This window comes from Pseudomonas oryzihabitans (genome assembly GCF_014522265.1).
Taxonomy (GTDB): domain Bacteria; phylum Pseudomonadota; class Gammaproteobacteria; order Pseudomonadales; family Pseudomonadaceae; genus Chryseomonas; species Chryseomonas aestiva.
Window position 1 is genome coordinate 1,831,722 of the sequence record NZ_CP017024.1, and the last position, 19,924, is coordinate 1,851,645.

Here is a 19,924-nt window from a genome sequence, read left to right on the forward strand (position 1 = left end):
CCCTGTTCCAGTGGAAAAGGCTACGCCGTTTTCCACGCTACTGCGGCCCGTAGGTTGGGTTGAGACGGTTCTATCGTCGAAGCCCAACATGGCTGGCCCCGAGCAAAGCCTGTTGGGCTTCGCTGCGCTCAACCCAACCTACGGCGGCTCGCGGTGGAAAACGCTGCGCGGTTTTCCACGCTACGGTGTTCTCCGGGGACGCCGCCCGCCCCAACCGTTACCATGGCCGATCTCTTTCCCGTCTCCAGCGATCCATGGCCAAGAAGTCCAGCAAAGTCCTTACTGCCGCGGTCAATCCCGCCGCCCCCACGCTGATCGACGTGGCCCGGGTCGCCGGGGTGTCGCCGATCACCGTCTCGCGGGCGCTGAATCGACCGGAGATCGTCAGCGAGGCGGCGCGCGAGAAGGTGCTGGCGGCGGTGCAGGCTACCGGCTACGTGCCCAATCTGCTGGCCGGCGGTCTGGCCTCCAATCGCAGTCGCCTGGTGGCGCTGTTCGTGCCGACCATCGTCCACTCCATCTTCGCCGAGACCGTCCAGGCGCTGATGGCGCGGCTGTCCCAGGCCGGTTACCAGACCCTGCTGGGCCTGACCGGCTACAGCGCCGAACAGGAAGAGCAGCTGCTGGCCGCGGTGCTGGGGCGCAAGCCCGATGGCATCGTCTTGACCGGTACCCTGCATACCGCCGCCAGTCGCCAGCGCCTGGCCCAGGCCGGCATCCCGGTAGTGGAGTCCTGGGACCTGGGCGAAGACCCGCTGGACATGCAGGTGGGCTTTTCCCATGAAGCCGTTGGTCGGGCCCAGGCCGAGCATCTGCACGCCCGCGGCTATCGGCGCTTCGCCGTGGTCTCGGTGGATGACCCCCGCGCCCTGCGCCGCTGTCGCAGCCTGGTGGCACGGCTGGCCGAGCTGGGCGTGGCGGAACCGCCGCTGGAGATCCTGCCAGCCCCCGCGCTGGTGGAGTCCGGGCGGGCTGGCCTGCGCCAGTTGCTGGCCCGTGACGAGGCCTTCGACGTGGTGGTCTGCAGTTCGGATACCGTCGCCCAGGGCGTCATGGCGGAAGCCGCCAGTCGCGGGCTGCGCCTGCCCGAGGACCTTGCGGTGCTGGGCTTCGGCAATCTTTCCAGCGCCGCCCAGATGCACCCGGCGCTGTCGTCGGTGAGTGTCGAGGGCGATCGCATGGGCACCCTGGCGGCCGAGGCACTGCTGCAGCGTTTCAACGAGGGCGACCAGGGCCGGGAGGCAGTGCGCATCGACACCGGTTTCCATATCATCGACCGCGCCACGACCTGACCGCCGGTCCTGATCTTGTTAGACGTCGTACTTGTATGGTTGCGCAATCATGGCTTAGTCTTGGGCAAACGCAAGGGCTGAGACCGATTGTCGCATCAAGATATGATTGCGCAATCATCCTAGGGTCCGCGCCTTCAATAAAAACAATCACGCAAGAGGGATCCCCATGGATGCCACAAGACCGACCCGGGTGCGCTACCTGATCCTGTTGATGCTGTTCGTCGTGACCACCATCAACTACGCCGATCGCGCCACCATCGCCATCGCCGGCTCCAGCCTGCAGAAAGACCTCGGCATCAGCGCCGTGACCCTCGGCTATATCTTCTCCGCCTTCGGCTGGGCCTATGTGGCCGGGCAGATTCCCGGCGGCTGGCTGCTGGATCGCTTCGGTTCGAAGAAGGTCTATGCCGGCAGCATCTTCTTCTGGTCGTTCTTCACCTTGTTGCAGGGGCTGGTCGGCGGCCTGCCGGTGGCCTGGGCGGTCACCACCCTGTTCATGCTGAGATTCCTGGTCGGGCTGGCCGAGGCGCCGTCCTTCCCGGGCAACGCGCGCATCGTCGCCGCCTGGTTCCCCACCGCCGAACGCGGTACCGCCTCGGCGATCTTCAACTCGGCGCAGTATTTCGCCACCGCGCTGTTCGCGCCGATCATGGGCGGCATCGTCTTCCACTTCGGCTGGGAGCACGTCTTCGTCATCATGGGCGTCCTGGGCATCCTCTTCTCCGGGGTCTGGCTGAAGTACATCCACAATCCCAAGGAGCATCCGCGCATCAACGCCGCGGAGCTGGCGCACATCCGCGACAATGGCGGCCTGGTGGACATGGACAACAGCGCCCGCCAGCGGGATGGCGGGCCGAAGTGGCACTACATCACCCAGTTGCTGACCAACCGCATGATGCTGGGCGTCTACCTCGGCCAGTACTGCATCAACGCCATCACCTATTTCTTCCTGACCTGGTTCCCGGTGTACCTGGTGCAGGAGCGCGGCATGACCATCCTCAAGGCCGGTTTCATCGCCTCGCTGCCGGCGATCTGCGGCTTCATCGGCGGGGTACTCGGCGGGGTGATCTCCGACTACCTGCTGCGCCGCGGCCACTCCCTGACCTTCGCCCGCAAGCTGCCCATCGTCTGCGGCCTGCTGCTCTCCACCAGCATGATCTTCTGCAACTATGTCGACGCCGACTGGATGGTGGTGGGCTTCATGACCCTGGCCTTCTTCGGCAAGGGCATCGGCGCCCTGGGCTGGGCGGTGGTGGCGGATACCTCGCCCAAGCAGATCGCCGGGCTCTCCGGTGGCCTGTTCAATACCTTCGGCAACCTGGCTTCCATCACCACCCCCATCGTCATCGGCTACCTCATCGCCGCCACCGGCTCCTTCAAGTGGGCGCTGGTCTATGTCGGGGCCAATGCCCTGGTGGCCGTGTTCAGCTACCTGTTCATCGTCGGTCGCATCCAGCGCGTCGAGCTGCGGACCGCCGACGGCGAGATCCTGGGCGCGACCCAGCCTGACCCGGCCCGGGCCTGAGCCCCGGCAGAGGATAAGAATATGAACCTGATCGATCACCGTGATTCGCCGCGCTACATCAAGCTCCACCCCCAGGACAACGTCGGGGTGGTGGTCAACGAACCCGGCGTGGCCGCCGGCACCGCCTTCGCCGATGGCCTGACCACCGTCGAGGCCATTCCCCAGAGCCACAAGGTCTCCCTGGTGGATCTTGCGGAGGGCGCCGAGGTGGTGCGCTACGGCGAGGTCATCGGCTACGCCCTGCAGGACGTTCCCGCCGGCAGCTGGATCACCGAAGCCCTGCTGCGCATGCCGGAGCCACCGGCGCTGGACAACCTGCCCAAGGCCACCGCGCCCGGCCAGGTCGGCGAACCCCTGGAAGGCTACACCTTCGAGGGTTTCCGCAATCCGGACGGCAGCGTCGGCACCCGCAACATCCTGGCGGTGACCACCACCGTACAGTGCGTGGTAGGGGTGCTGGACCACTGCGTGGAGCGGGTACGCAAGGAGCTCCTGCCGCGCTACCCCAACGTCGACGACGTGGTGCCGCTGTCCCACAGCTACGGCTGCGGGGTGGCCATCAACGCCCCGGATGCGGTGATCCCCATCCGCACTCTGCACAACATCAGCCGCAACCCCAACTTCGGCGGCCAGGCGCTGGTCATCGGCCTGGGCTGCGAGAAGCTGCAAGCCAGCCAGCTGATGCCGGGCGATGAGCTCACCGCCGGGCAGAACGAAGAGGAGTGGCTGTTCCGCCTGCAGGATTCGGCCAATGGCTTCGCCGGCATGGTCGAGCAGATCCTGGGACTGATCGAGGCACGTCTGGAGGTGCTCAATGGGCGCTGCCGCGAGACGGTGCCGGCTTCCGAGCTGGTGGTGGGCATGCAGTGCGGCGGCAGCGACGCCTTCTCCGGCATCACCGCCAACCCGGCCCTGGGCGTGGCCGCCGATCTGCTGGTGCGCGCCGGCGCCACCGTGATGTTTTCCGAGAACACCGAGGTGCGCGACGGCATCCACCTGCTGACCCCGCGCGCCGCCACCCCCGAGGTGGCCGATGCCCTGATCCGCGAGATGGACTGGTACGACCGCTACCTGGAGCGGGGCATGGCCGATCGCAGTGCCAATACCACCCCTGGCAACAAGAAGGGCGGGCTGAACAACATCGTCGAAAAAGCCATGGGGTCGATCGCCAAGTCGGGTACCAGCCCCATCGCCGGGGTCATCGCACCCGGCGAGAAGATCCGCGGCAAGGGCCTGTACTTCGCTGCCACCCCGGCCAGTGACTTCATCTGCGGCACCCTGCAACTGGCCGCGGGCATGAACCTGCACATCTTCACCACCGGCCGCGGCACCCCCTATGGGCTGTCCATGGTGCCGGTGATCAAGGTCTCGACCCGCACCCAGCTGGCCGAGCGCTGGCCGGACCTGATCGACATCGATGCCGGTCGCGTGGTGAGCGGGCGGCTGTCGCTGGAGGAGATGGGCTGGGAGATCTTCCAGTGCTACCTAGACGTGGCCAGTGGCCGCCGCCAGACCTGGGCCGAGCGCCATCGCCTGCACAACGACCTGGCGCTGTTCAATCCGGCCCCAGTGACCTGATCTATGCGGCAATGAAAAAGGGCCGATCCCTCGCGGGGTCGGCCCTTTTTCATTGCCGCGTGGCGCGGCTCAATCGGTCAGGGCGCTGCCGCTGATCGGTCGCAGGTTTGGCTGGTTGTCGTCTTCCGGATCACGCATCAGCACGTAGCCGAGGATGATGCCGACGAAGAGATTGCCGACGCCGATATCGAAGAGGTCGGTGGTCCAGCCGATCAGGCAGAGGCAGAAGGCGATGGCCAGCAGGGTGTGGCTAAGGCGGTCGGGCGCGGTGTGCAGGCGGATGAACACCGGCAGCTGCATGGCATAGCCGAGGATGCCGACCACGCCGAACACGCACCAGAGATAGACCACGCTGCTGTCGCTGGTGACGAAGAGGTCGATCCCCGGCACGGGGAAGGCGGCCATGGAGCTGCCGAACAAGCCGAAGCCGGCGCCTTCCACGGTCCAGCCATGGCGGCTCATTTCCGCGACGACATTCGGCCAGGTGTTGACCAGGCGATCGTAGAAGGAGGCCAGGCCGCTGTCGCTCATCACCACCAGGGGATCGAAGTCGCGGATCAGGCTCAGCACCGGCAGCAGCATGCCACCCACCACCGCCAGCAGGATCAGCGCATAGGTCGGCCACTGGAAGCGGCGGGTCATCATCAGCGCCAGGGTAAAGGCGAAGGCCGCTGCTGGCGCCTTGCTGGTGGTGAGCAGGATGCCGAAGAAGCCGACCAGGGCGACCACCAGCCAGAGCGTCCTGGAGCGGGCGAATTGCGCGAGGAACAGGCAGTAGACCGCGATCAGCGCCGCCAGCACGTTGGAGACCCGGGCGAAGCCGGCGATCCGGTCCTCTTCACCGGCGACCCACTGGGTATTGCCGGCGATGTCGTTGCCGCCGAGGTTGTAGCTGTAGCCTTTCCAGGGCACCGAGGTGTACTTGTCCAGGGCGATGCCGACCAGGCTGGCGAGCAGCAGCAGGAACATGGCGCGGCCCAGCAGGCGGCGCTGCTTGAGCAATTCGCGGCCGCAGACCAGACCGAACAGCAGCGGGCTGTAGACGAACAGCGAGAACAGCACGTTGTTGAAGGTCCCGCCATGCAGCAGGGCGAGGGCGGCATAGGCCAGCCCGGCGAACAGGCCGACCCAGATCACCCGGGGCAGCTTGACCGTCGCCACCTGCAGGGCGAACAGCGCCAGACAGGCGATCTTGGGCAGATAGACCAGCGCCGAGGCGCCGACCATGTCCAGGGCATAGCGCAGAAAGCCGGAAAAGGTCTCGACCACCAGCAGACCGATGGCCGTCCACACCATGAGGGTGGAATAGCGCCATTCGAGCACACGCTGGAAGGGGGAGGGGGTGGCGGTTGCAACCGACATGATGATCATCCCTGTCTTGATGCCGATGGCGCCGGAGGCCACCAGTCCTGACGTAAGAAGCGAGGACCGTCGGGGCACGCCACCTTGGCGTTATCGACGGACTGCTGACGCAAAAGCGCATAGGCGGGCACGCTACCGCCAGCGACTACCGAAGCCGGTCGCGGCGAGGGCGTGAGAAGTAAGCCGAAGGGATGATAGCGGAGGGCTTCCGGCGCCTGTCAAACGACGCCGGGCCGACTGGAAATCCTCAACGCGGATATCAGAAGCAGGCCACAAAAAGCCCGCTAATTGACCATCCGCCAGGTCAGGGGGTAGCGGTAGTCGCGGCCCTGATTGGCCTTGATGCCGGCGATCACCGTCAGCACGAAGGCCACGCAGGCCACCAGCAGCATCAGCGGAAAACCGATCAGCACCCACACCAGCAGCCAGCAGATCATGTGCAGCAGGGTGACGGTGAGCTGGAAGTTCAGCGCCTCCTTGCCCTGCCGGTCGATGAAGGGGTCGTCCTCGCGCTTGAACTGCCAGACCACCAGCGGACCTATCACGTTACCGACGAAGGGCACCACGAAGCCCAGGAAGGCGGCGTAGTGGCAGAGCATGGCCCAGCGCCGGGCTTCGGCGCTGGGGGCGGGGACGAGATCGTGCATGAGGGCTTCCTTACTCGCTGCGCAGGGCGGCTTGCTGGAGCTCGAACAGGTCGCGCAGGCCACCCTGGGCCAGTTCGAGCATGGCGTTGAGTTCGGCCGGCTGGAAGGGCGCGCCTTCGGCGGTGCCCTGAACCTCGATGAAGCCACCGGCATCGGTCATGATCACGTTGAGATCGGTCTCGGCGGCGGAGTCTTCCAGGTAATCCAGGTCGAGCACCGGGGTGCCCTGATAGATGCCCACGGAGATGGCGGCCACCATCTGCTTGAGCGGATTGCCCTTGAGGCTGCCACGGCGCTTGAGTGCGCCCAGGGCGTCGACCAGGGCCACGCAGGCACCGGTCACCGAGGCGGTGCGGGTACCGCCGTCGGCCTGGATGACGTCGCAGTCGATGTAGATGGTGTTCTCGCCCAGCTTGGACAGGTCGACGGCGGCGCGCAGCGACCGACCGATCAGCCGCTGGATCTCCAGGGTCCGACCGCCCTGCTTGCCCTTGGCGGCTTCACGCTGATTCCGCTCGCCGGTCGCGCGCGGCAGCATGCCGTATTCGGCGGTGAGCCAGCCCTGGCCCTTGCCCTTGAGAAAGCGCGGCACCCCGGCCTCGACGCTGGCGGTGCAGATCACCTTGGTATCGCCGAACTCCACCAGAACCGAACCCTCGGCGTGCTTGGTGTACTGACGGGTGATGCGGATGGGGCGCAGCTGATCGGCGGCGCGGCCACTGGGACGCTTCATTGCGGGCTTCCTGTAAGGCGTAGATATCAGACCCATAGTATAGAGAGCGTCCGGCTCATGCGACACGGATGCATTGGGTCGCTCCGATCAGGTGCGCTAGAATCGTGCGTTTTACATGCGTGGTCGCTCGGGATCGCCCCAGATCCGCGCATCGTCAGACGAGGATCCTGCCATGGTGCACAGCATGACGGCGTTCGCCCGGGTCGAGCGGCCAGGACCCCAGGGCACCCTGAGCTGGGAGTTGCGCTCGGTCAATCACCGCTACCTGGAGCCCCACCTGCGGCTGCCGGAGACCTTTCGCGATCTGGAGTCCGGCGTGCGCGAGGCGCTGCGCCGACGCCTGTCGCGGGGCAAGCTGGAGTGCGTGCTGCGCGAGGAACGCGACGAGAGCGTGGCCCTGCGCATCGATGCCCGCCGGGCCGCGCAGCTGGTGGCCGCTGCCGAAGACATCGCCGCGCTGATCGCGCGTCCGGCCAAGCTCGACCCCCTGGCCGTGCTGGCCTGGCCCGGAGTGCTGGCGGGCGCCGAGGTGGATGGCGCCGAACTCAAGGCCCAGACCCTGGCGCTGTTCGAGGCGGCGCTGGATGAATTGCTCGACGGCCGGCAGCGCGAGGGGCGCGAACTGGCGCGACTGATCGAGGAGCGCCTGGCCCAGGTGCTGGCGGAGGTGGCGACGCTGCGCGCGCTGCTGCCCGAGCTGCTGGCCCTGCAGCGGCGCCGTATCCTCGAGCGCTGCGCCGAGGCAGGCGTCGAGTTCGAACCGTCACGGCTGGAGCAGGAACTGGTGCTGCTGGCGCAGAAGAGCGACGTGGCCGAGGAGCTGGATCGGCTGGAGACCCATGTGGCCGAGGTGCGGCGGGTCCTGGCGGGCAGCGGCGCGGCCGGACGGCGGCTGGATTTCCTCATGCAGGAGCTCAATCGCGAGGCCAATACCCTGGGTTCCAAGGCCATCGACGCCCGTGCCTCTCAGGCGGCCATCAATCTCAAGGTGCTCATCGAACAGATGCGTGAGCAAGTGCAGAACATCGAATAGGCGGACCTTCATGACAGCCCTTCCCGGCACCCTCTACATCGTTTCCGCGCCCTCCGGCGCCGGCAAGACCAGCCTGGTCAAGGCCTTGCTGGACGCCCTGCCCGACATCCGCTTGTCGGTCTCCCACACCACCCGCGCCATGCGCCCGGGTGAAACCGACGGGGTGAACTACCACTTCGTCGATTGCGCGACCTTTACCAACCTGCTCGAGCACGGCGACTTCCTCGAACACGCCGAGGTGTTCGGCAACTATTACGGCACCTCCCAGGCTGCCCTGGAACGTGACCTCGCCGAAGGTCACGACCTGATCCTGGAAATCGACTGGCAGGGCGCCCAGCAGGTCCGCCGCAAGCTGCCCCACGCCCAGTCGATCTTCATCCTGCCGCCGAGCCAGGCCGCGCTGCGCCAGCGCCTGGACAATCGCGGCCAGGACAGCGCCGAAATCATCGAGCGCCGCATGCGCGAGGCGGTGAGCGAGATGAGCCACTATGTCGAGTACGACTACCTGATCATCAACGACGATTTCGCCAGCGCCCTGGAGGACCTCAAGTCGATCTTCCGCACCCGCCAGCTGCGCCTGGATCGCCAGCAGCGCCGCCACGATGACCTGCTGGTGGATCTGCTGGGCTGATACCCGCCTCGCGGCCCGCGCGCTCAGGGCGTGGGCCTGGCTGCTCCGGGTGGCCTCCGGACCGGGCATTCGACTGGTCCTCTAGCAATGAAATATCTGGTTACATTTTTCCTGGGCGTCGCCTCGGGCCGGCGACGGCTGTCGATGTTTTGGCAGTCGCGTTATTTATCTGGTTTTACACAAACAAGATTGACCACTCTTTGACGATCACTGGCTCTAATTAAAGGTAAGGTCGCTTTTTATATGCCTATATAAAAAGATTAAAACAACAGCCTGCTACTTTTGGCTGATCTCTTTCGCTGGATCGCCAATCGTTGCTATTTGTTTAAAGAAACTTTGGCTAGGCTTTTTCTGGACGGCTAGCGAATTTGCCCGCGGGCTAAAGGCGGGCATTTAGCTATCAAGGTCGTTGCTGTTAGCGGTTGTATGATTACCTGAGCACTGTCAGGGGAACAATTATCGGAGCTGACTTCGGTAAACGGCTTCCTGCTGTCCGCGCAAGCTGCCGGGGCCGCGTGGTTGAGCGTTTCGCGGGGGCTTTCGGTATTTCAATAGGACTTTCAGTTGTGACATGACTGTCGTAATAGGAGCGTTCGACATGAACTTTAAACCTGTGGCCACGCTAATGTTAGCAACGCTGTTGGGTACTACCGCCCAGGCAGCAGAGTCTTTGAGTACGGGTCCTTACTTGCGGCTCAAGGTGCTGGGCAATACCGGATTCGTCCTCAATAGATTGAAGGCGGAAGACACCAAGATCGTCACGGGTGGTGAATACGACTATCTGGTGGTCGGGCCCAATGTGCAGGTCGACGGCAACGTCAAGAAGGAGATCAACAACGCCCTCGATCAAGGCAAGCGCGTGATCTTCGACAATCAGCCCGGTCAGCACCTCGCCAGTGAGAACGCGGCCCTGGCGCTGGGCATGACCGTCGAGGCGGATGCCCTGATGGTGAAGAAGCCGGAGAAGGACACTGGCCTGCTGATAACCCCCGTCGATCGGCCCGCGCGCGCCGATGCCCTGTCCGCAAGCAAGGCCCAGAGCAACAAGCAGGACCAGGCGAGCAACACCATCGAAAACGTCTTCGGACTTTGAGGGACCAAAGCCATGAACACCTTCGTGAAATCCACCCTGGTCGGGGCGCTCGGCTTCATTCTTTCGACCGGTCTGGTGCAGGCGGGCGAGTGTTTCACCGACCACACCGAGCCCGTCATCCTGGGTGACGGTTCCCGGGCCTTTTCCACCCAGCAGGCCGCCAAGACCTGGGAGGACTGGATCTGGCGTGGACCGATCTTCCGCTGCTCGAGCACCGGGACCATCGACTGTACCTATACCTGGGGCGAGACCAAGACCTCCAGCTACGGCTGGTCGGTGGGGGTCAAGCTCAACGGGGAAAAGCTGCCCTTCATCGGCAAGTACCTGAGCATCCTCGGCGTCGATGGCAGCTACAAGCAGGATCGCTCGATGAGTACCGCCTTCACCTGGGGCGTGAGGATAGAACCGGGCTATCGGGCGCAACCCATCCAGGTGGTGGAACGGCGCTGGAAGAGCGGCAAGTTCCGCGGTGCCTGGGTACGGACCGGCAGCTGTTCACGAGGCATCTCCAACCCACCCGGGATGCATTGGTACGACTGGGATTCCAAGCGGGTGGTCAGCAGCTGGAGCGGCAGCGTGGAGGTGAGCAGATACGCCACCTACCACGTCTATCGCTAGATCCGGCCCGCGCCAGTGCCGGGTCATGGCGACCCGGCACTGGCTGTGGAAGGGGCGCACGGCCGAACGCTCAGGCAGGCGGCTGCCTACGCTCGTCGAAACCGCTCTTTGGATGGATGGCGGAGGTTGCCTGGCTGACCACACTCAGCACGGGCCGCTCGTGGGCGGCGCCTCCCTTGCAGTACGGTCGATTCCGGCATCTGGCCGGGTTCGCGGCTAGTCGTCCTGCCCCCGGTAGCTGCCACTGGAGCGGAAGACCGTCATGAAGACCCCTACCTTGCTGGCGGCCCTGCTCGCCGGCCTCGCTGCGCCGGCCTTCGCCGTCGAGCAGAGCATCAGCCTGACCCAGGCCGGCAATGACAACCAGGCCACCCTGAATCAGAGCGACGGGCGCGCCAACACCGTCGAGCAACTGCAGCGCGGCGACGGCAATCGCACGACGCTGGAACAGCGCCAGGCCTTCGGTGCCCAGGCGCGGATCGAGCAGACGTCCAGCGGCAACGGCCTGCAGATCGTCCAGCAAGGCAGTAATCAGCAGATCGCCGTGACCCAGCTGGAAAACGGCAACCACTTCGCCGACCTCACCCAGATCGGCGGCGGCGCGGGCAACAGCCTGGAGCTGGAGCAGCGCGGCAATGCGGCTTCCGCCTATCTGCACCAGGCGGGCGATCTCAACGTCCATAGCGTGCGCCAGGCGGGTTTCGGCGGCAACGACCTGCGGGCGACCACTACCGGCGATGGCAACCGGCTGACGGTGGAGCAGCGCAGCGGTGGGGTGGCCGAGGTGGTGCAGACCGGCAACGGTAACGCCGTGCAGCTGACGCAGAACGTGTCCTTCGCCGGCGGCAGCGCCACCTTGCGCCAGCAAGGCGCTGACAACAGTGTGCAGGCGGATCAGCTGACCAGTCGTTATCGCAGTGCCCTGGCGCTGACGCAGACGGGCAATGCGAACCAGGCGACGCTGTCGCAGCGTGCCGGCTTCAGCGACATCACCTTTAGCCAGCAGGGTAACGACAACGAGCTGAGCGCCACCCAGACCGGGTTGGAAGCCCGGATCACCGGCACCAGCGCGGGCGATGCCAACCAGGCGAGCTTCGTCCAGAGCGGCGTGCGGGTGGAGGCGGAGATCCAGCAGCAGGGCAATGGCAACCTGGCGTCCATCACCCAGGACACGGTGCCGGACAGCTTCAGCGGCGCCAGTGCCATGATCAGCCAGACCGGCGACGCCCATTCGGCTGTGATCGACCAGATCGGTTCCACGGCGCGCATCACGCAGAGCGGCTTCGGTAACCAGGCGACGATCCAGCAGCGCTGAAGGGTCGCAGGCTGATCCCGGCCGGGATCAGCCTGATGGGGCTTACAGCTTGATCCAGGTGGCCTTGAGCTCGGTGTACTTGTCGAAGGCGTGCAGGGACTTGTCGCGACCGTTGCCGGACTGCTTGAAGCCGCCGAAGGGCGCGGTCATGTCGCCGCCGTCGTACTGGTTGACCCAGACGCTGCCGGCGCGCAGGGCGCGGGCGGTCTTGTGGGCCTTGGAGATGTCGCGGGTCCAGACCGCGGCGGCCAGGCCGTATTGGGTGTCGTTGGCGATCTGCACGGCTTCTTCGGCGGTGTCGAAGGTGATCACCGAAAGCACCGGGCCGAAGATCTCTTCGCGAGCGATCTTCATGGCGTTGCTCACGCCGTCGAAGATGGTCGGCTCGACATAGACCCCGCCGGTCTCTTCCAGGGTGCGCTTGCCACCGGCCACCAGGGTGGCGCCTTCGGCATGGCCGGCCTCGATGTAGCGCAGCACGGTCTCCAGCTGGGTGGTGTCCACCAGGGCGCCGACGTTGGTCTCGGGGTCCAGCGCATGGCCGGGCTTCCAGCCCTTGAGGGCCTCGACCACCAGCGGCAGGAATTCCTCCTTGATGGAGCGCTCCACCAGCAGGCGCGAACCGGCGGTGCAGACCTCGCCCTGGTTGAAGGCGATGCCGCTGGCGGCCGCCGCGGCGGCGTCCTTGAGGTCGGGGGCATCGGCGAAGACGATGTTGGGGCTCTTGCCGCCGGCTTCCAGCCAGACGCGCTTCATGTTGGATTCGCCGGAATAGGCCAGCAGCTGCTTGGCGACCCGGGTGGAGCCGGTGAAGACGATGGTGTCGACGTCCGGGTGCAGGCCCAGGGCCTTGCCGACCTCATGGCCGTAGCCCGGCAGCACGTTGAACACGCCGGCGGGGATGCCCGCCTGCTGGGCCAGCTGGGCGACGCGGATGGCGGTCAGCGGCGACTTCTCCGAGGGCTTGAGCACCACCGAGTTACCGGTGGCCAGCGCCGGGCCGAGTTTCCAGCAGGCCATCATCAGCGGGAAATTCCAGGGCACCACGGCGGCGACCACGCCAACCGGCTCGCGGGTGACCAGGCCGAGCTGGTCATGGGGCGTGGGGGCGACCTCGTCGTAGAGCTTGTCGATGGCCTCGGCGCTCCAGCGGATGGCATTGGCCGATGCCGGTACGTCGATCCTGAGGGAGTCGCCGATGGGCTTGCCCATGTCCAGGGTTTCCAGCAGCGCCAGCTCTTCGGCGTTGGCCAGCAGCAGGTCGGCGAAGCGGATCAGCACGCGCTTGCGCTGGGCCGGCGCCAGGTGCGCCCAGGTGCCCTTCTGGAAGGCGGCGCGGGCGGCGGCGACGGCCAGGTCGGCGTCGGCGGCGTCACAGCTGGCGACCTTGGCGAGGAAGCGTCCGTCCACCGGACTCAGGCAATCGAAGGTGGCGCCGGCGGCGGCGTCGACATAGGCGCCGTCGATGAAGGCGCGACCTTCCAGGGTGAGACCTTGGAAGCGCTGCTCCCACTCGGCGCGGCTGGGCAAGCTCATGGGTGACTCCTCGCTAATGGCGGTGAGCAGCCACCCTAAACCGGCCCGGAAGGGTTATCAATATATTTGACAGTTAGCCGCCGAGGGCGCCGAAACGTGCGTTTTATCGAACGCTGCGCTGGCGTTGGCGACTCAAGGTCAGGGCCGGGCGGGCCGTGGCCAGGGCGCCGCGCCGTTGCCGGGGCTGGAAGCACTGCTGGGTGAACGGCGCCTCGACGCTGGCGTCCAGGTCATCGAGCCAGCCTTCCACAGCGTCTTCCAGGGCCGCCACGGTGAGCTGCCCCAGCACCTGGTGGGCGATGAGATTGCCCAGGCTGGGCGCCGTCGATTCGCCAGTGGCGCCCCACCAGGCGGCCAGGCGCTGCTGGAGGCCTTCAAGCAGACGATGGAGACGATAGGCCGCGGCCAGCAGCGCCAGGCTGGCGGAAGGCGCCTGGGCCAGTGCCGCCGGGGCGAAACCGGCCAGGGCGCGCTCGAGCACCCCGGCCAGGGGCGCCTCGAAGGCCACCGCCCGCGCCTGCAGCAGCAGGGCTTCGAGGGCATCGGGCACCTTGTCGACATAGGCGCTGGCGAAGCGCTCCAGGGCCGCGCCGCGGGTGGCATCGGCGCTGGTCGTACGCGCCGCCTGGTCGGCAAAGGTACGGCTGGCCTCGCCACTGTCCCGAGCGCGCACCTGGGTGGTCTGGATCACGAGGCGCAAGGCGGCGGTATTCATGGCAGGGTCCTGCAGGGGTGAGCTGTGTTGGACGCCTCCCGGGTGGGCGGGTCACACCGTTCGTCCGGTGCCGGCGGCCGTCAGTGCCGGAGCATGAAGGTGTCGTATTCCAGGTCGTCCAGCACCCGGTCCAGGCGGTGCAGACCCAGCAGCACGCAGCAGGCCAGGGAGACGGTGAAGCCGTAGCCGAAGAAACTCGGACCCAGCTCGATGCTGAGCAGGGTCAGCGCCAGGTTGAGGCCGAGAAACAGGGTGCAGAGCATCAGCACGGTGTCGCGCCGGTCCAGGTAGAAGAAGACGTTGAGCAGGGCCATGAACACCACCTGGATGCTCACGCCCACCACGTCGATGTAGAACAGCGGCAGGTAGTAGTGCGACATGCCAAGCCAGGCCAGCAGCTGCGGCGCCAGCAGGAACACCAGCACCAGGGTCAGGCCCTGGACCTTGCAGATCTCCAGCAGGCCCTGGCGGATGGCCAGGATCATCTGTTCCTTGAGCTGGCTGATGTGCTGCAGGGTCTCGCCGCCGCGCACGGCGTTGAACACCCGCTCGTACCATTCGGCGAAGTCGGTCTCGATGCGCACCAGGAACACCGCCATGCCGGGGATGATGGCGAGGTAGGCGAGAAAGATCGGCAGGTCGTAGAGGATGGAGGCGCGCAGGGGACCGATGACGGCGTCGGAGGTCAGCGGATTGAACCAGAAGACGAATTTGTCGACCCAGATGCCCAGGTTGTAGAACAGCCCGGTGACCAGCAGGCTGAGGAAGATCTGCTTGCGGTCGAGGAAGTCGAAGGCCACCAGGCGATCGGCCGGGTACTCGCGGATGATGTCGTAGAGAAACATGAACAGCAGCGCGGCGTGGCCCAGCAGCAGCGCCATCAGCAGGCCGTTCATGCCGAGAAAGCGCAGCATGAAGGCGGCGGCGATCATGATGGCGTAGCCCAGGGTCATCACCACCAGGATGCGGTTGTAGGCCTTCATCCCCGACAGGAAGATGATCACCAGCCAGAGGTCGCAGAGGGTGACGAAGTTGGCCAGCACCAGCAGCCGGTAGGCGAAGGGCTGGTCGAACAGGGTGGCCAGCAGCACGAAGCCCAGGCCCCCGGCGACCAGGGTCACCAGCAGCAGGATGCCCACCAGATTGGGCAGGATGCTCGTCTGCTTCTCCTCGAACAGCCGGTCCGAGACGAAGCGGGTGAAATACAGCTGCAGACCGCCGGTGAGGATCAGCGAGCTGGCCATGAGGTAGGTCACCGTGACCAGGAATTGCCGGATCAGCACGTTGGGGGTGACGATGCCGGTGGCCAGCACGCCGATCAGCATGACGCTGATGATCGACAGCACCCAGGGCCCCGAACTGATCAGGCCGGCGTAGACATAGGCGCGCAGGGTGGCGGTGTAGGAGTCGCGCGCGAGGATCTTGCGCAGTTCGAAGCCGATACCGGCCATGTCAGAGGCTCCTCCCGATGGCGTCCTGGTAGAGCTCGCGATAGCGTTCTAGCATCAGCGGCTCGGTGTAGTAGCGATTGACCCGGGCCAGCCCGGTGCGCTGCGCAGCCTGCCAGCGACCGGGATTGCGCAGCAGGGCGAGGATGGCGCGGGCGGTGGCCTGGGGATCGGCGATGGCGACCACGCTGCCACCGGTACCCAGGGCGCGGTCCTCGGGGATGGAGCCCTCGATCAGCTCGCGGCAGGAGCCGACGTCGCTGCTCACCACCGGCACGCCGGCGGCCCAGCCTTCGAGGATCACCAGCGGCTGGGCCTCGCTGATGGAGGTCAGCACCATGAGGCCGAGCTTGGGCAGGATGTCGCCGATCTTCTGGAAACCGAGGAATTTCACCTTGCCCTCCAGGCCCAGGCTGGTGACCAGGCTGTGGCATTCGGCGGCGTATTCCTCGTCTTCGTCTTCCGGACCGACCACCCAGGCCTCGGCCTCGGGCATGGCGCTGATCACCCCGCGCATGGCGCGGATGAAGGTCTTGACGTCCTTGATCGGCACCACCCGGCCGAGCAGCCCGACCACCGGCGGCACGCCCTCGGGGCGACGCTCCAGGGCGTCCTGCCACTGGGTGAGGCTGATGCCGTTGGGGATCACCCGGCAGCGTGCGGGATCTGCGCCGTCCTGGATCTGCCGGCGGCGGTTGCCGTCATAGAGCGAGATGATCGGATCGGCGGCCTTGTAGGTGAGCAGACCGATGCGCTCGAAGAAGCGGATCCACAGCCGGCGAATATAGCTGACGTCCACGTCCAGCCCGGTGCGCAGGGCCTCGTCCGGGCCTTCGGCGATCCACTTGGCCTGGGCCAGGTCGATCTTGCGCTCCTTGGTGTAGATGCCGTGCTCGCTGAGCAGGAAGTTGCAGCCCCAGCGCCGCTGCAGGATGGCGCCGAGCATGCCGGCATAGCCGGTGGAGATGGAATGGATCATCCGCGGTCGCGGTAGCCGGCGCGCGGCCTCGGCCAGCATCAGCAGCGGCGCCTGCATGGCGCGCAGGGTCCAGAGGTAGTCGACGAAGGACGGGTCGGTGCAATAGCGCTCGTAGCCCTCGGTGATGGCTTCCCAGCTGGCGCGGCTGTACATGAAGTCGTCCAGGGTCACGCTGCCCTGGGCGAAGGCGTCCACCAGGGCATCGCCCTGGGCGGCGCTGGGCTCGTCGGGGTGGTGCAGGAAGGCGTGCAGATCGCGCAGCAGCTGCACCGGCGCCTGGCGCCGCGGACTGATGGGCGCGCCCTTGGGCACCCAGGAGCCGGCGAGGAAGTGCTCCTCGATGTGCACCACGTTGGGCGGGATGGCGTAGTGGCGCTTCTCGTAGTTCTCGCGCTGACCGCCGATGAAGAATACCGAGAAGGTCAGCTCCGGCAGGCCGAGGATCAGCTGGTTGACCCAGCTCGACACCCCGCCGCGCACATACGGCCAGGTGCCCTCCAGGAGCAGGCAGACATCGGGCGTCACGGTCGCGGCGGGGGCGTCTTTCATAACCAGTACTTCACCAGGGCGGCGAACGGCGGCCGCTTCTTCAGATCCGCCGGCAGGCTGTCGAGCAGCGCCGGGATGACCGCGTAATCGCGGCGCAGAAAGGCGATTTCGGCGCGGAAGGGCGCCAGCTGGGCCAGGGGCACGCCCGCCGCCTCGGCGGCCTGGAAGAATTCCAGGGCGCGCTCGGGCTCGCCCTGTTCCAGGGCAATGCGCCCGGCGAGGATGCGCAGCTCTTCGTTTTCTTCACCGGCCAGGGCCAGTTCGATATGTTCCCGCGCCTGGCCGAGCACGTGGCGCAGGACGCTGCCCTGGGCCAGGCCCAGATAGGCCAGCTCCCAGTAGCCGCGGGCCAGGGTGCCGTGCAGCGCCGGCTGGCGTTCCGCAGGGGTGCTGGCCAGTTCGCCGAGCTGGGTCTCGATGCGCTGGTTGATCTGGCTTTCCTGCTGGTCGAGCATCGAATAGGCGAGCAGGCGTACGTCGTCGGCCGGATCGCGCAGGGCCAGCTTGAGGATGGGAATGGCGTCGCGCCCGGGCATGCGGCGGGTGGCGAAGAGGGCGGTCAGGCGCTTGTCGGTACTGGGTGCATGGCGCAGCACGTCCTGCAGGCCGCCATCGCTGAACAGCATCTCCTCGCGACGCTCCAGCGGGCGGAACGGCAGATTGGGCACGCTGCGCGCTTCCCAGGCGATCTCGCGGCGCTTGCGCGGCAGATAGAGCGCCGGAAAGACCGCGGCGATTACCCCGGCCGCGCCCACCAGCGGAATGAAGAAGGCCAGGGCAAAGAGAAACAGCGGACTCCAGGGCAGCGGGCGCTGATAGCGCCTGGGCAGCAACAGCCAGACGCCACCCGCCAGCAGGGCACTGCCGGCGGCATGGGCGGTGACGAAGGCCAGGGCCGCCGCCGCCACCGGCAGGTTGGCGAACAGCAGCGCCCAGCTGCTGGCCTCGAAGGCGAAGGCGCCGCTAAACAGCCACTTGCTGTTCATGCAGGCCACACTCGTTGAACAGGAAGACGCGCAACTCCTGGGCGCGGGTCTTGGGCAGCAGCTCATGTTCATGGCTGCGCACGCCCAGGCTTTCCAGGGTGCTGTCCTGGCCATGGCGCTCGGCCAGCAGCTGGCGCAGCCGGCGGCGATAGCCTTCCAGGCCATCGGAAGAGGTCAGCGGCAGGAGCACCAGCAGGCAGGGGTGGCCCGCCTGGTTGGTCAGGCGCAGTTGCAGGTCGAGGCCGCGGCGACTGCCCTCCAGCAGTGCCAGGGCGCGCTCGCCACCGTCGGCCTCGGTCATCTCGAAGCAGAACAGACAGGCGGGCAGGGCGTGCTGCTGGGCATCGCGCAGCGAACGCTTGAGATGCTGGGAGAATTGTTGGGCGTCGTCGTCGGCCAGGGCCAGCGCCTGGTGATCGCTGCCGAGCAGGTCGGCGATGTGGCCGGCGAGGATGGTGAGCAGATTAAGGGTGCGTTCGTTGAAGGAAAAGAACGGCATCTGTTCGATGGCCAGCACCGCCAGCAGCCGCTCCTCGGTGTCCAGCAGGGGCACGCAGGCCTGCAATGCCGAATGCTGGGTCTCGCCGCGCTCCAGCAGCGCCTGGCGGATGCTCAGGGTCTCGCCGCGCTCCAGGGTCAGGCGCACCAGCAGGTCATCGGGATCGATGCCGGGCATCTCGCCCTGGCTGGCGAGGGCGCGACGATCCACCCGGCCATTGCCGTCGACCCGGTACAGCCCCGCCACCCGCAGCGAGCCGTACTGGGTCAGCAGGCCGACGATGGGTTCGGCCAGGGCCTGCAGGGCGTCCTGCTCGCGGGGCACCTCGCGCAGCTGGCGGCGCAGGTCCAGCAGGGAGCTGCGCAGGCTGAGGTCGTTGCCGGCGACGCGCTGTTCCAGACGGTCGTGGGAGATGCGCAGGAGGTGGTGGGCGCGGGTGAATTCGTCCAGGCGCAGCTGGCGATAGTCGTTGGCCAGGTCCAGACGTTCCAGGCGGCGATTCCAGAGGTCGCGGAATTCACCCACCAGCATGGCGCTGAGCAGCACGCCGACGATAAAGGACGGCGGGATCTCCTCGTAGGCCGGATAGCCCTGGCGGTGCAGATAGAGCAGCGCCACCACCAGCAGGCTGGCGCTCACCAGGCCGCGCATGAAGCCATAGCGCACGCCCATCAGGATGGGCGCGAAGACCACCCAGGGAAAGGCCAGGCCGACCATCAGCGGGTCTTCCGGCACCAGCCAGAATCCCAGTCCCAGGGCGGCCGCCGTGACCAGCAGGGTTTCCAGCCAGGACAGGCGGCCACTGGCGCGGGGCGCCAGAGTGTAGTCCTTGTGGACGGATTGCAGGGCCATCAGCGCAACTGCAGCTCTTGCGCAGTGCCGCGCAGGACCTTCTGCGCGGTGGCTGCCAGGCTCTCGCGGGACCAGCCGGAGCGGGCGCCGCTGTTGCTCCAGACCACCCGACCGCTGGCCGGCTCGATCACCTGCAGGGTCACGCCCACCGCCGGTTCGCCGTCCAGGCCGTTCTTGTACTGCCACTCGTCGACGCTGCCGGTGAGCACGTATTGCAGATTCTGCTGCCGCGCCCAGTCCAGGGCCGCGCGCTGGCGGGCCTTCTCGTCGTCGCTGGGATTGCCGCCCTGGCTGTCGTCGTAGACCTGCGGGCGGATGCCGCGCTCGCCGAGCACGCTGACCAGGATCTGCGCGGCGCGGTCGCCGGCCATGGGCGCCTGGGCATAGTTGGCCAGGGGCACCAGGCCCCAGCGCACATCCTTGGGCAGGGCCTCGCCGCTGGGACGGGTAAAGCTCGAGCAGCCGGCCAGGAGCACGGTGGCGACACTGGCGACGAGCAGACGCGTGATGTTCATGAGGTCTCTCCCTTGAAG

General features: G+C 66.5%; 18 protein-coding genes. 8 read left to right on the top strand and 10 right to left on the bottom strand.

Annotated elements, in window-relative coordinates:
- Positions 1-254 precede the first annotated feature (254 nt).
- The 3 genes from BGI51_RS08435 to garD all read left to right on the top strand — a co-directional run bounded on the left by BGI51_RS08435 (position 255) and on the right by garD (position 4,395).
- Positions 255-1,292 carry a LacI family DNA-binding transcriptional regulator gene (locus BGI51_RS08435; protein WP_133860400.1) on the top strand — a complete coding sequence of 346 codons (1,038 nt, stop codon included), beginning with the start codon at positions 255-257 and terminating at the stop codon, positions 1,290-1,292.
- 166 nt (positions 1,293-1,458) lie between these two features.
- Positions 1,459-2,817 carry an MFS transporter gene (locus tag BGI51_RS08440; RefSeq protein ID WP_187980870.1) on the top strand — a complete coding sequence of 453 codons (1,359 nt, stop codon included), beginning with the start codon at positions 1,459-1,461 and terminating at the stop codon, positions 2,815-2,817.
- 21 nt (positions 2,818-2,838) lie between these two features.
- Positions 2,839-4,395 carry a galactarate dehydratase gene (gene garD / locus BGI51_RS08445; RefSeq protein WP_187980871.1) on the top strand — a complete coding sequence of 519 codons (1,557 nt, stop codon included), beginning with the start codon at positions 2,839-2,841 and terminating at the stop codon, positions 4,393-4,395.
- A gap of 69 nt (positions 4,396-4,464) precedes the next feature.
- Here the strand turns inward: garD and BGI51_RS08450 are convergent, their stop codons facing one another.
- From BGI51_RS08450 to rph, 3 genes are all read right to left on the bottom strand, one after another.
- On the bottom strand, positions 4,465-5,757 hold the full coding sequence (locus BGI51_RS08450) for a hypothetical protein (RefSeq protein WP_187980872.1): 1,293 nt from the start codon (positions 5,755-5,757) through the stop codon (positions 4,465-4,467).
- Between the two features lie 284 nt (positions 5,758-6,041).
- The gene (locus BGI51_RS08455) at positions 6,042-6,404 is read right to left on the bottom strand and encodes a DUF4870 domain-containing protein (RefSeq protein WP_187980873.1); all 363 of its coding nucleotides are present in this window, start codon (positions 6,402-6,404) and stop codon (positions 6,042-6,044) included.
- Between the two features lie 10 nt (positions 6,405-6,414).
- Positions 6,415-7,137 carry a ribonuclease PH gene (gene rph, locus BGI51_RS08460; protein ID WP_133860404.1) on the bottom strand — a complete coding sequence of 241 codons (723 nt, stop codon included), beginning with the start codon at positions 7,135-7,137 and terminating at the stop codon, positions 6,415-6,417.
- Positions 7,138-7,309: 172 nt separating this feature from the next.
- Between rph and BGI51_RS08465 the strand changes: the two genes are divergently transcribed.
- From BGI51_RS08465 to BGI51_RS08485, 5 genes are all read left to right on the top strand, one after another.
- On the top strand, positions 7,310-8,170 hold the full coding sequence (locus tag BGI51_RS08465; RefSeq protein ID WP_133860405.1) for a YicC/YloC family endoribonuclease: 861 nt from the start codon (positions 7,310-7,312) through the stop codon (positions 8,168-8,170).
- A 10-nt stretch (positions 8,171-8,180) separates the two neighbouring features.
- Positions 8,181-8,801 carry a guanylate kinase gene (gene gmk, locus BGI51_RS08470; protein WP_133860406.1) on the top strand — a complete coding sequence of 207 codons (621 nt, stop codon included), beginning with the start codon at positions 8,181-8,183 and terminating at the stop codon, positions 8,799-8,801.
- Positions 8,802-9,471: 670 nt separating this feature from the next.
- Complete coding sequence (locus BGI51_RS08475; protein WP_187980874.1) at positions 9,472-9,894, top strand: hypothetical protein; 423 nt, start codon at positions 9,472-9,474, stop codon at positions 9,892-9,894.
- Between the two features lie 12 nt (positions 9,895-9,906).
- Entirely contained in the window at positions 9,907-10,512 is a 606-nt protein-coding gene (locus tag BGI51_RS08480; protein WP_187980875.1) for a hypothetical protein, read from the top strand.
- A 262-nt stretch (positions 10,513-10,774) separates the two neighbouring features.
- A complete protein-coding gene (locus BGI51_RS08485; protein ID WP_187980876.1) occupies positions 10,775-11,827 on the top strand; it encodes a hypothetical protein in 1,053 nt (350 codons plus the stop codon).
- Between the two features lie 42 nt (positions 11,828-11,869).
- On the opposite strand, the gene BGI51_RS08490 is transcribed toward BGI51_RS08485, so the two are convergent.
- The 7 genes from BGI51_RS08490 to BGI51_RS08520 all read right to left on the bottom strand — a co-directional run bounded on the left by BGI51_RS08490 (position 11,870) and on the right by BGI51_RS08520 (position 19,906).
- Positions 11,870-13,363 carry an aldehyde dehydrogenase gene (locus BGI51_RS08490; RefSeq protein WP_187980877.1) on the bottom strand — a complete coding sequence of 498 codons (1,494 nt, stop codon included), beginning with the start codon at positions 13,361-13,363 and terminating at the stop codon, positions 11,870-11,872.
- Positions 13,364-13,466: 103 nt separating this feature from the next.
- Entirely contained in the window at positions 13,467-14,078 is a 612-nt protein-coding gene (locus BGI51_RS08495) for a hypothetical protein (protein ID WP_133860411.1), read from the bottom strand.
- An 80-nt stretch (positions 14,079-14,158) separates the two neighbouring features.
- A complete protein-coding gene (pelG, locus tag BGI51_RS08500) occupies positions 14,159-15,529 on the bottom strand; it encodes an exopolysaccharide Pel transporter PelG (RefSeq protein WP_187980878.1) in 1,371 nt (456 codons plus the stop codon).
- A 1-nt stretch (position 15,530) separates the two neighbouring features.
- On the bottom strand, positions 15,531-17,054 hold the full coding sequence (gene pelF, locus BGI51_RS08505) for a GT4 family glycosyltransferase PelF (RefSeq protein WP_133860413.1): 1,524 nt from the start codon (positions 17,052-17,054) through the stop codon (positions 15,531-15,533).
- Entirely contained in the window at positions 17,051-18,040 is a 990-nt protein-coding gene (locus BGI51_RS08510) for a HEAT repeat domain-containing protein (protein WP_133860414.1), read from the bottom strand. Before BGI51_RS08510 ends, pelF begins: the two co-directional genes overlap by 4 nt.
- Positions 18,018-19,391 carry a PelD GGDEF domain-containing protein gene (locus BGI51_RS08515; RefSeq protein ID WP_133860415.1) on the bottom strand — a complete coding sequence of 458 codons (1,374 nt, stop codon included), beginning with the start codon at positions 19,389-19,391 and terminating at the stop codon, positions 18,018-18,020. Before BGI51_RS08515 ends, BGI51_RS08510 begins: the two co-directional genes overlap by 23 nt.
- Positions 19,391-19,906: a penicillin-binding protein activator LpoB gene (locus BGI51_RS08520; protein WP_187980879.1), complete on the bottom strand. Its 516-nt coding sequence runs from the start codon at positions 19,904-19,906 to the stop codon at positions 19,391-19,393. Before BGI51_RS08520 ends, BGI51_RS08515 begins: the two co-directional genes overlap by 1 nt.
- Between the last annotated feature and the right edge of the window lie 18 nt (positions 19,907-19,924).

What these genes read in the sequence shown, in the direction of transcription:
- BGI51_RS08435 (WP_133860400.1), top strand. Translation starts at nt 255, where the DNA reads ATGGCCAAGAAGTCCAGCAAAGTCCTTACTGCCGCGGTCAATCCCGCC.
- BGI51_RS08440 (WP_187980870.1), top strand. Translation starts at nt 1,459, where the DNA reads ATGGATGCCACAAGACCGACCCGGGTGCGCTACCTGATCCTGTTGATG.
- garD (WP_187980871.1), top strand. Translation starts at nt 2,839, where the DNA reads ATGAACCTGATCGATCACCGTGATTCGCCGCGCTACATCAAGCTCCAC.
- BGI51_RS08450 (WP_187980872.1), bottom strand. Translation starts at nt 5,757, where the DNA reads ATGTCGGTTGCAACCGCCACCCCCTCCCCCTTCCAGCGTGTGCTCGAA.
- BGI51_RS08455 (WP_187980873.1), bottom strand. Translation starts at nt 6,404, where the DNA reads ATGCACGATCTCGTCCCCGCCCCCAGCGCCGAAGCCCGGCGCTGGGCC.
- rph (WP_133860404.1), bottom strand. Translation starts at nt 7,137, where the DNA reads ATGAAGCGTCCCAGTGGCCGCGCCGCCGATCAGCTGCGCCCCATCCGC.
- BGI51_RS08465 (WP_133860405.1), top strand. Translation starts at nt 7,310, where the DNA reads ATGGTGCACAGCATGACGGCGTTCGCCCGGGTCGAGCGGCCAGGACCC.
- gmk (WP_133860406.1), top strand. Translation starts at nt 8,181, where the DNA reads ATGACAGCCCTTCCCGGCACCCTCTACATCGTTTCCGCGCCCTCCGGC.
- BGI51_RS08480 (WP_187980875.1), top strand. Translation starts at nt 9,907, where the DNA reads ATGAACACCTTCGTGAAATCCACCCTGGTCGGGGCGCTCGGCTTCATT.
- BGI51_RS08485 (WP_187980876.1), top strand. Translation starts at nt 10,775, where the DNA reads ATGAAGACCCCTACCTTGCTGGCGGCCCTGCTCGCCGGCCTCGCTGCG.
- BGI51_RS08490 (WP_187980877.1), bottom strand. Translation starts at nt 13,363, where the DNA reads ATGAGCTTGCCCAGCCGCGCCGAGTGGGAGCAGCGCTTCCAAGGTCTC.
- BGI51_RS08495 (WP_133860411.1), bottom strand. Translation starts at nt 14,078, where the DNA reads ATGAATACCGCCGCCTTGCGCCTCGTGATCCAGACCACCCAGGTGCGC.
- pelG (WP_187980878.1), bottom strand. Translation starts at nt 15,529, where the DNA reads ATGGCCGGTATCGGCTTCGAACTGCGCAAGATCCTCGCGCGCGACTCC.
- pelF (WP_133860413.1), bottom strand. Translation starts at nt 17,054, where the DNA reads ATGAAAGACGCCCCCGCCGCGACCGTGACGCCCGATGTCTGCCTGCTC.
- BGI51_RS08510 (WP_133860414.1), bottom strand. Translation starts at nt 18,040, where the DNA reads ATGAACAGCAAGTGGCTGTTTAGCGGCGCCTTCGCCTTCGAGGCCAGC.
- BGI51_RS08515 (WP_133860415.1), bottom strand. Translation starts at nt 19,391, where the DNA reads ATGGCCCTGCAATCCGTCCACAAGGACTACACTCTGGCGCCCCGCGCC.
- BGI51_RS08520 (WP_187980879.1), bottom strand. Translation starts at nt 19,906, where the DNA reads ATGAACATCACGCGTCTGCTCGTCGCCAGTGTCGCCACCGTGCTCCTG.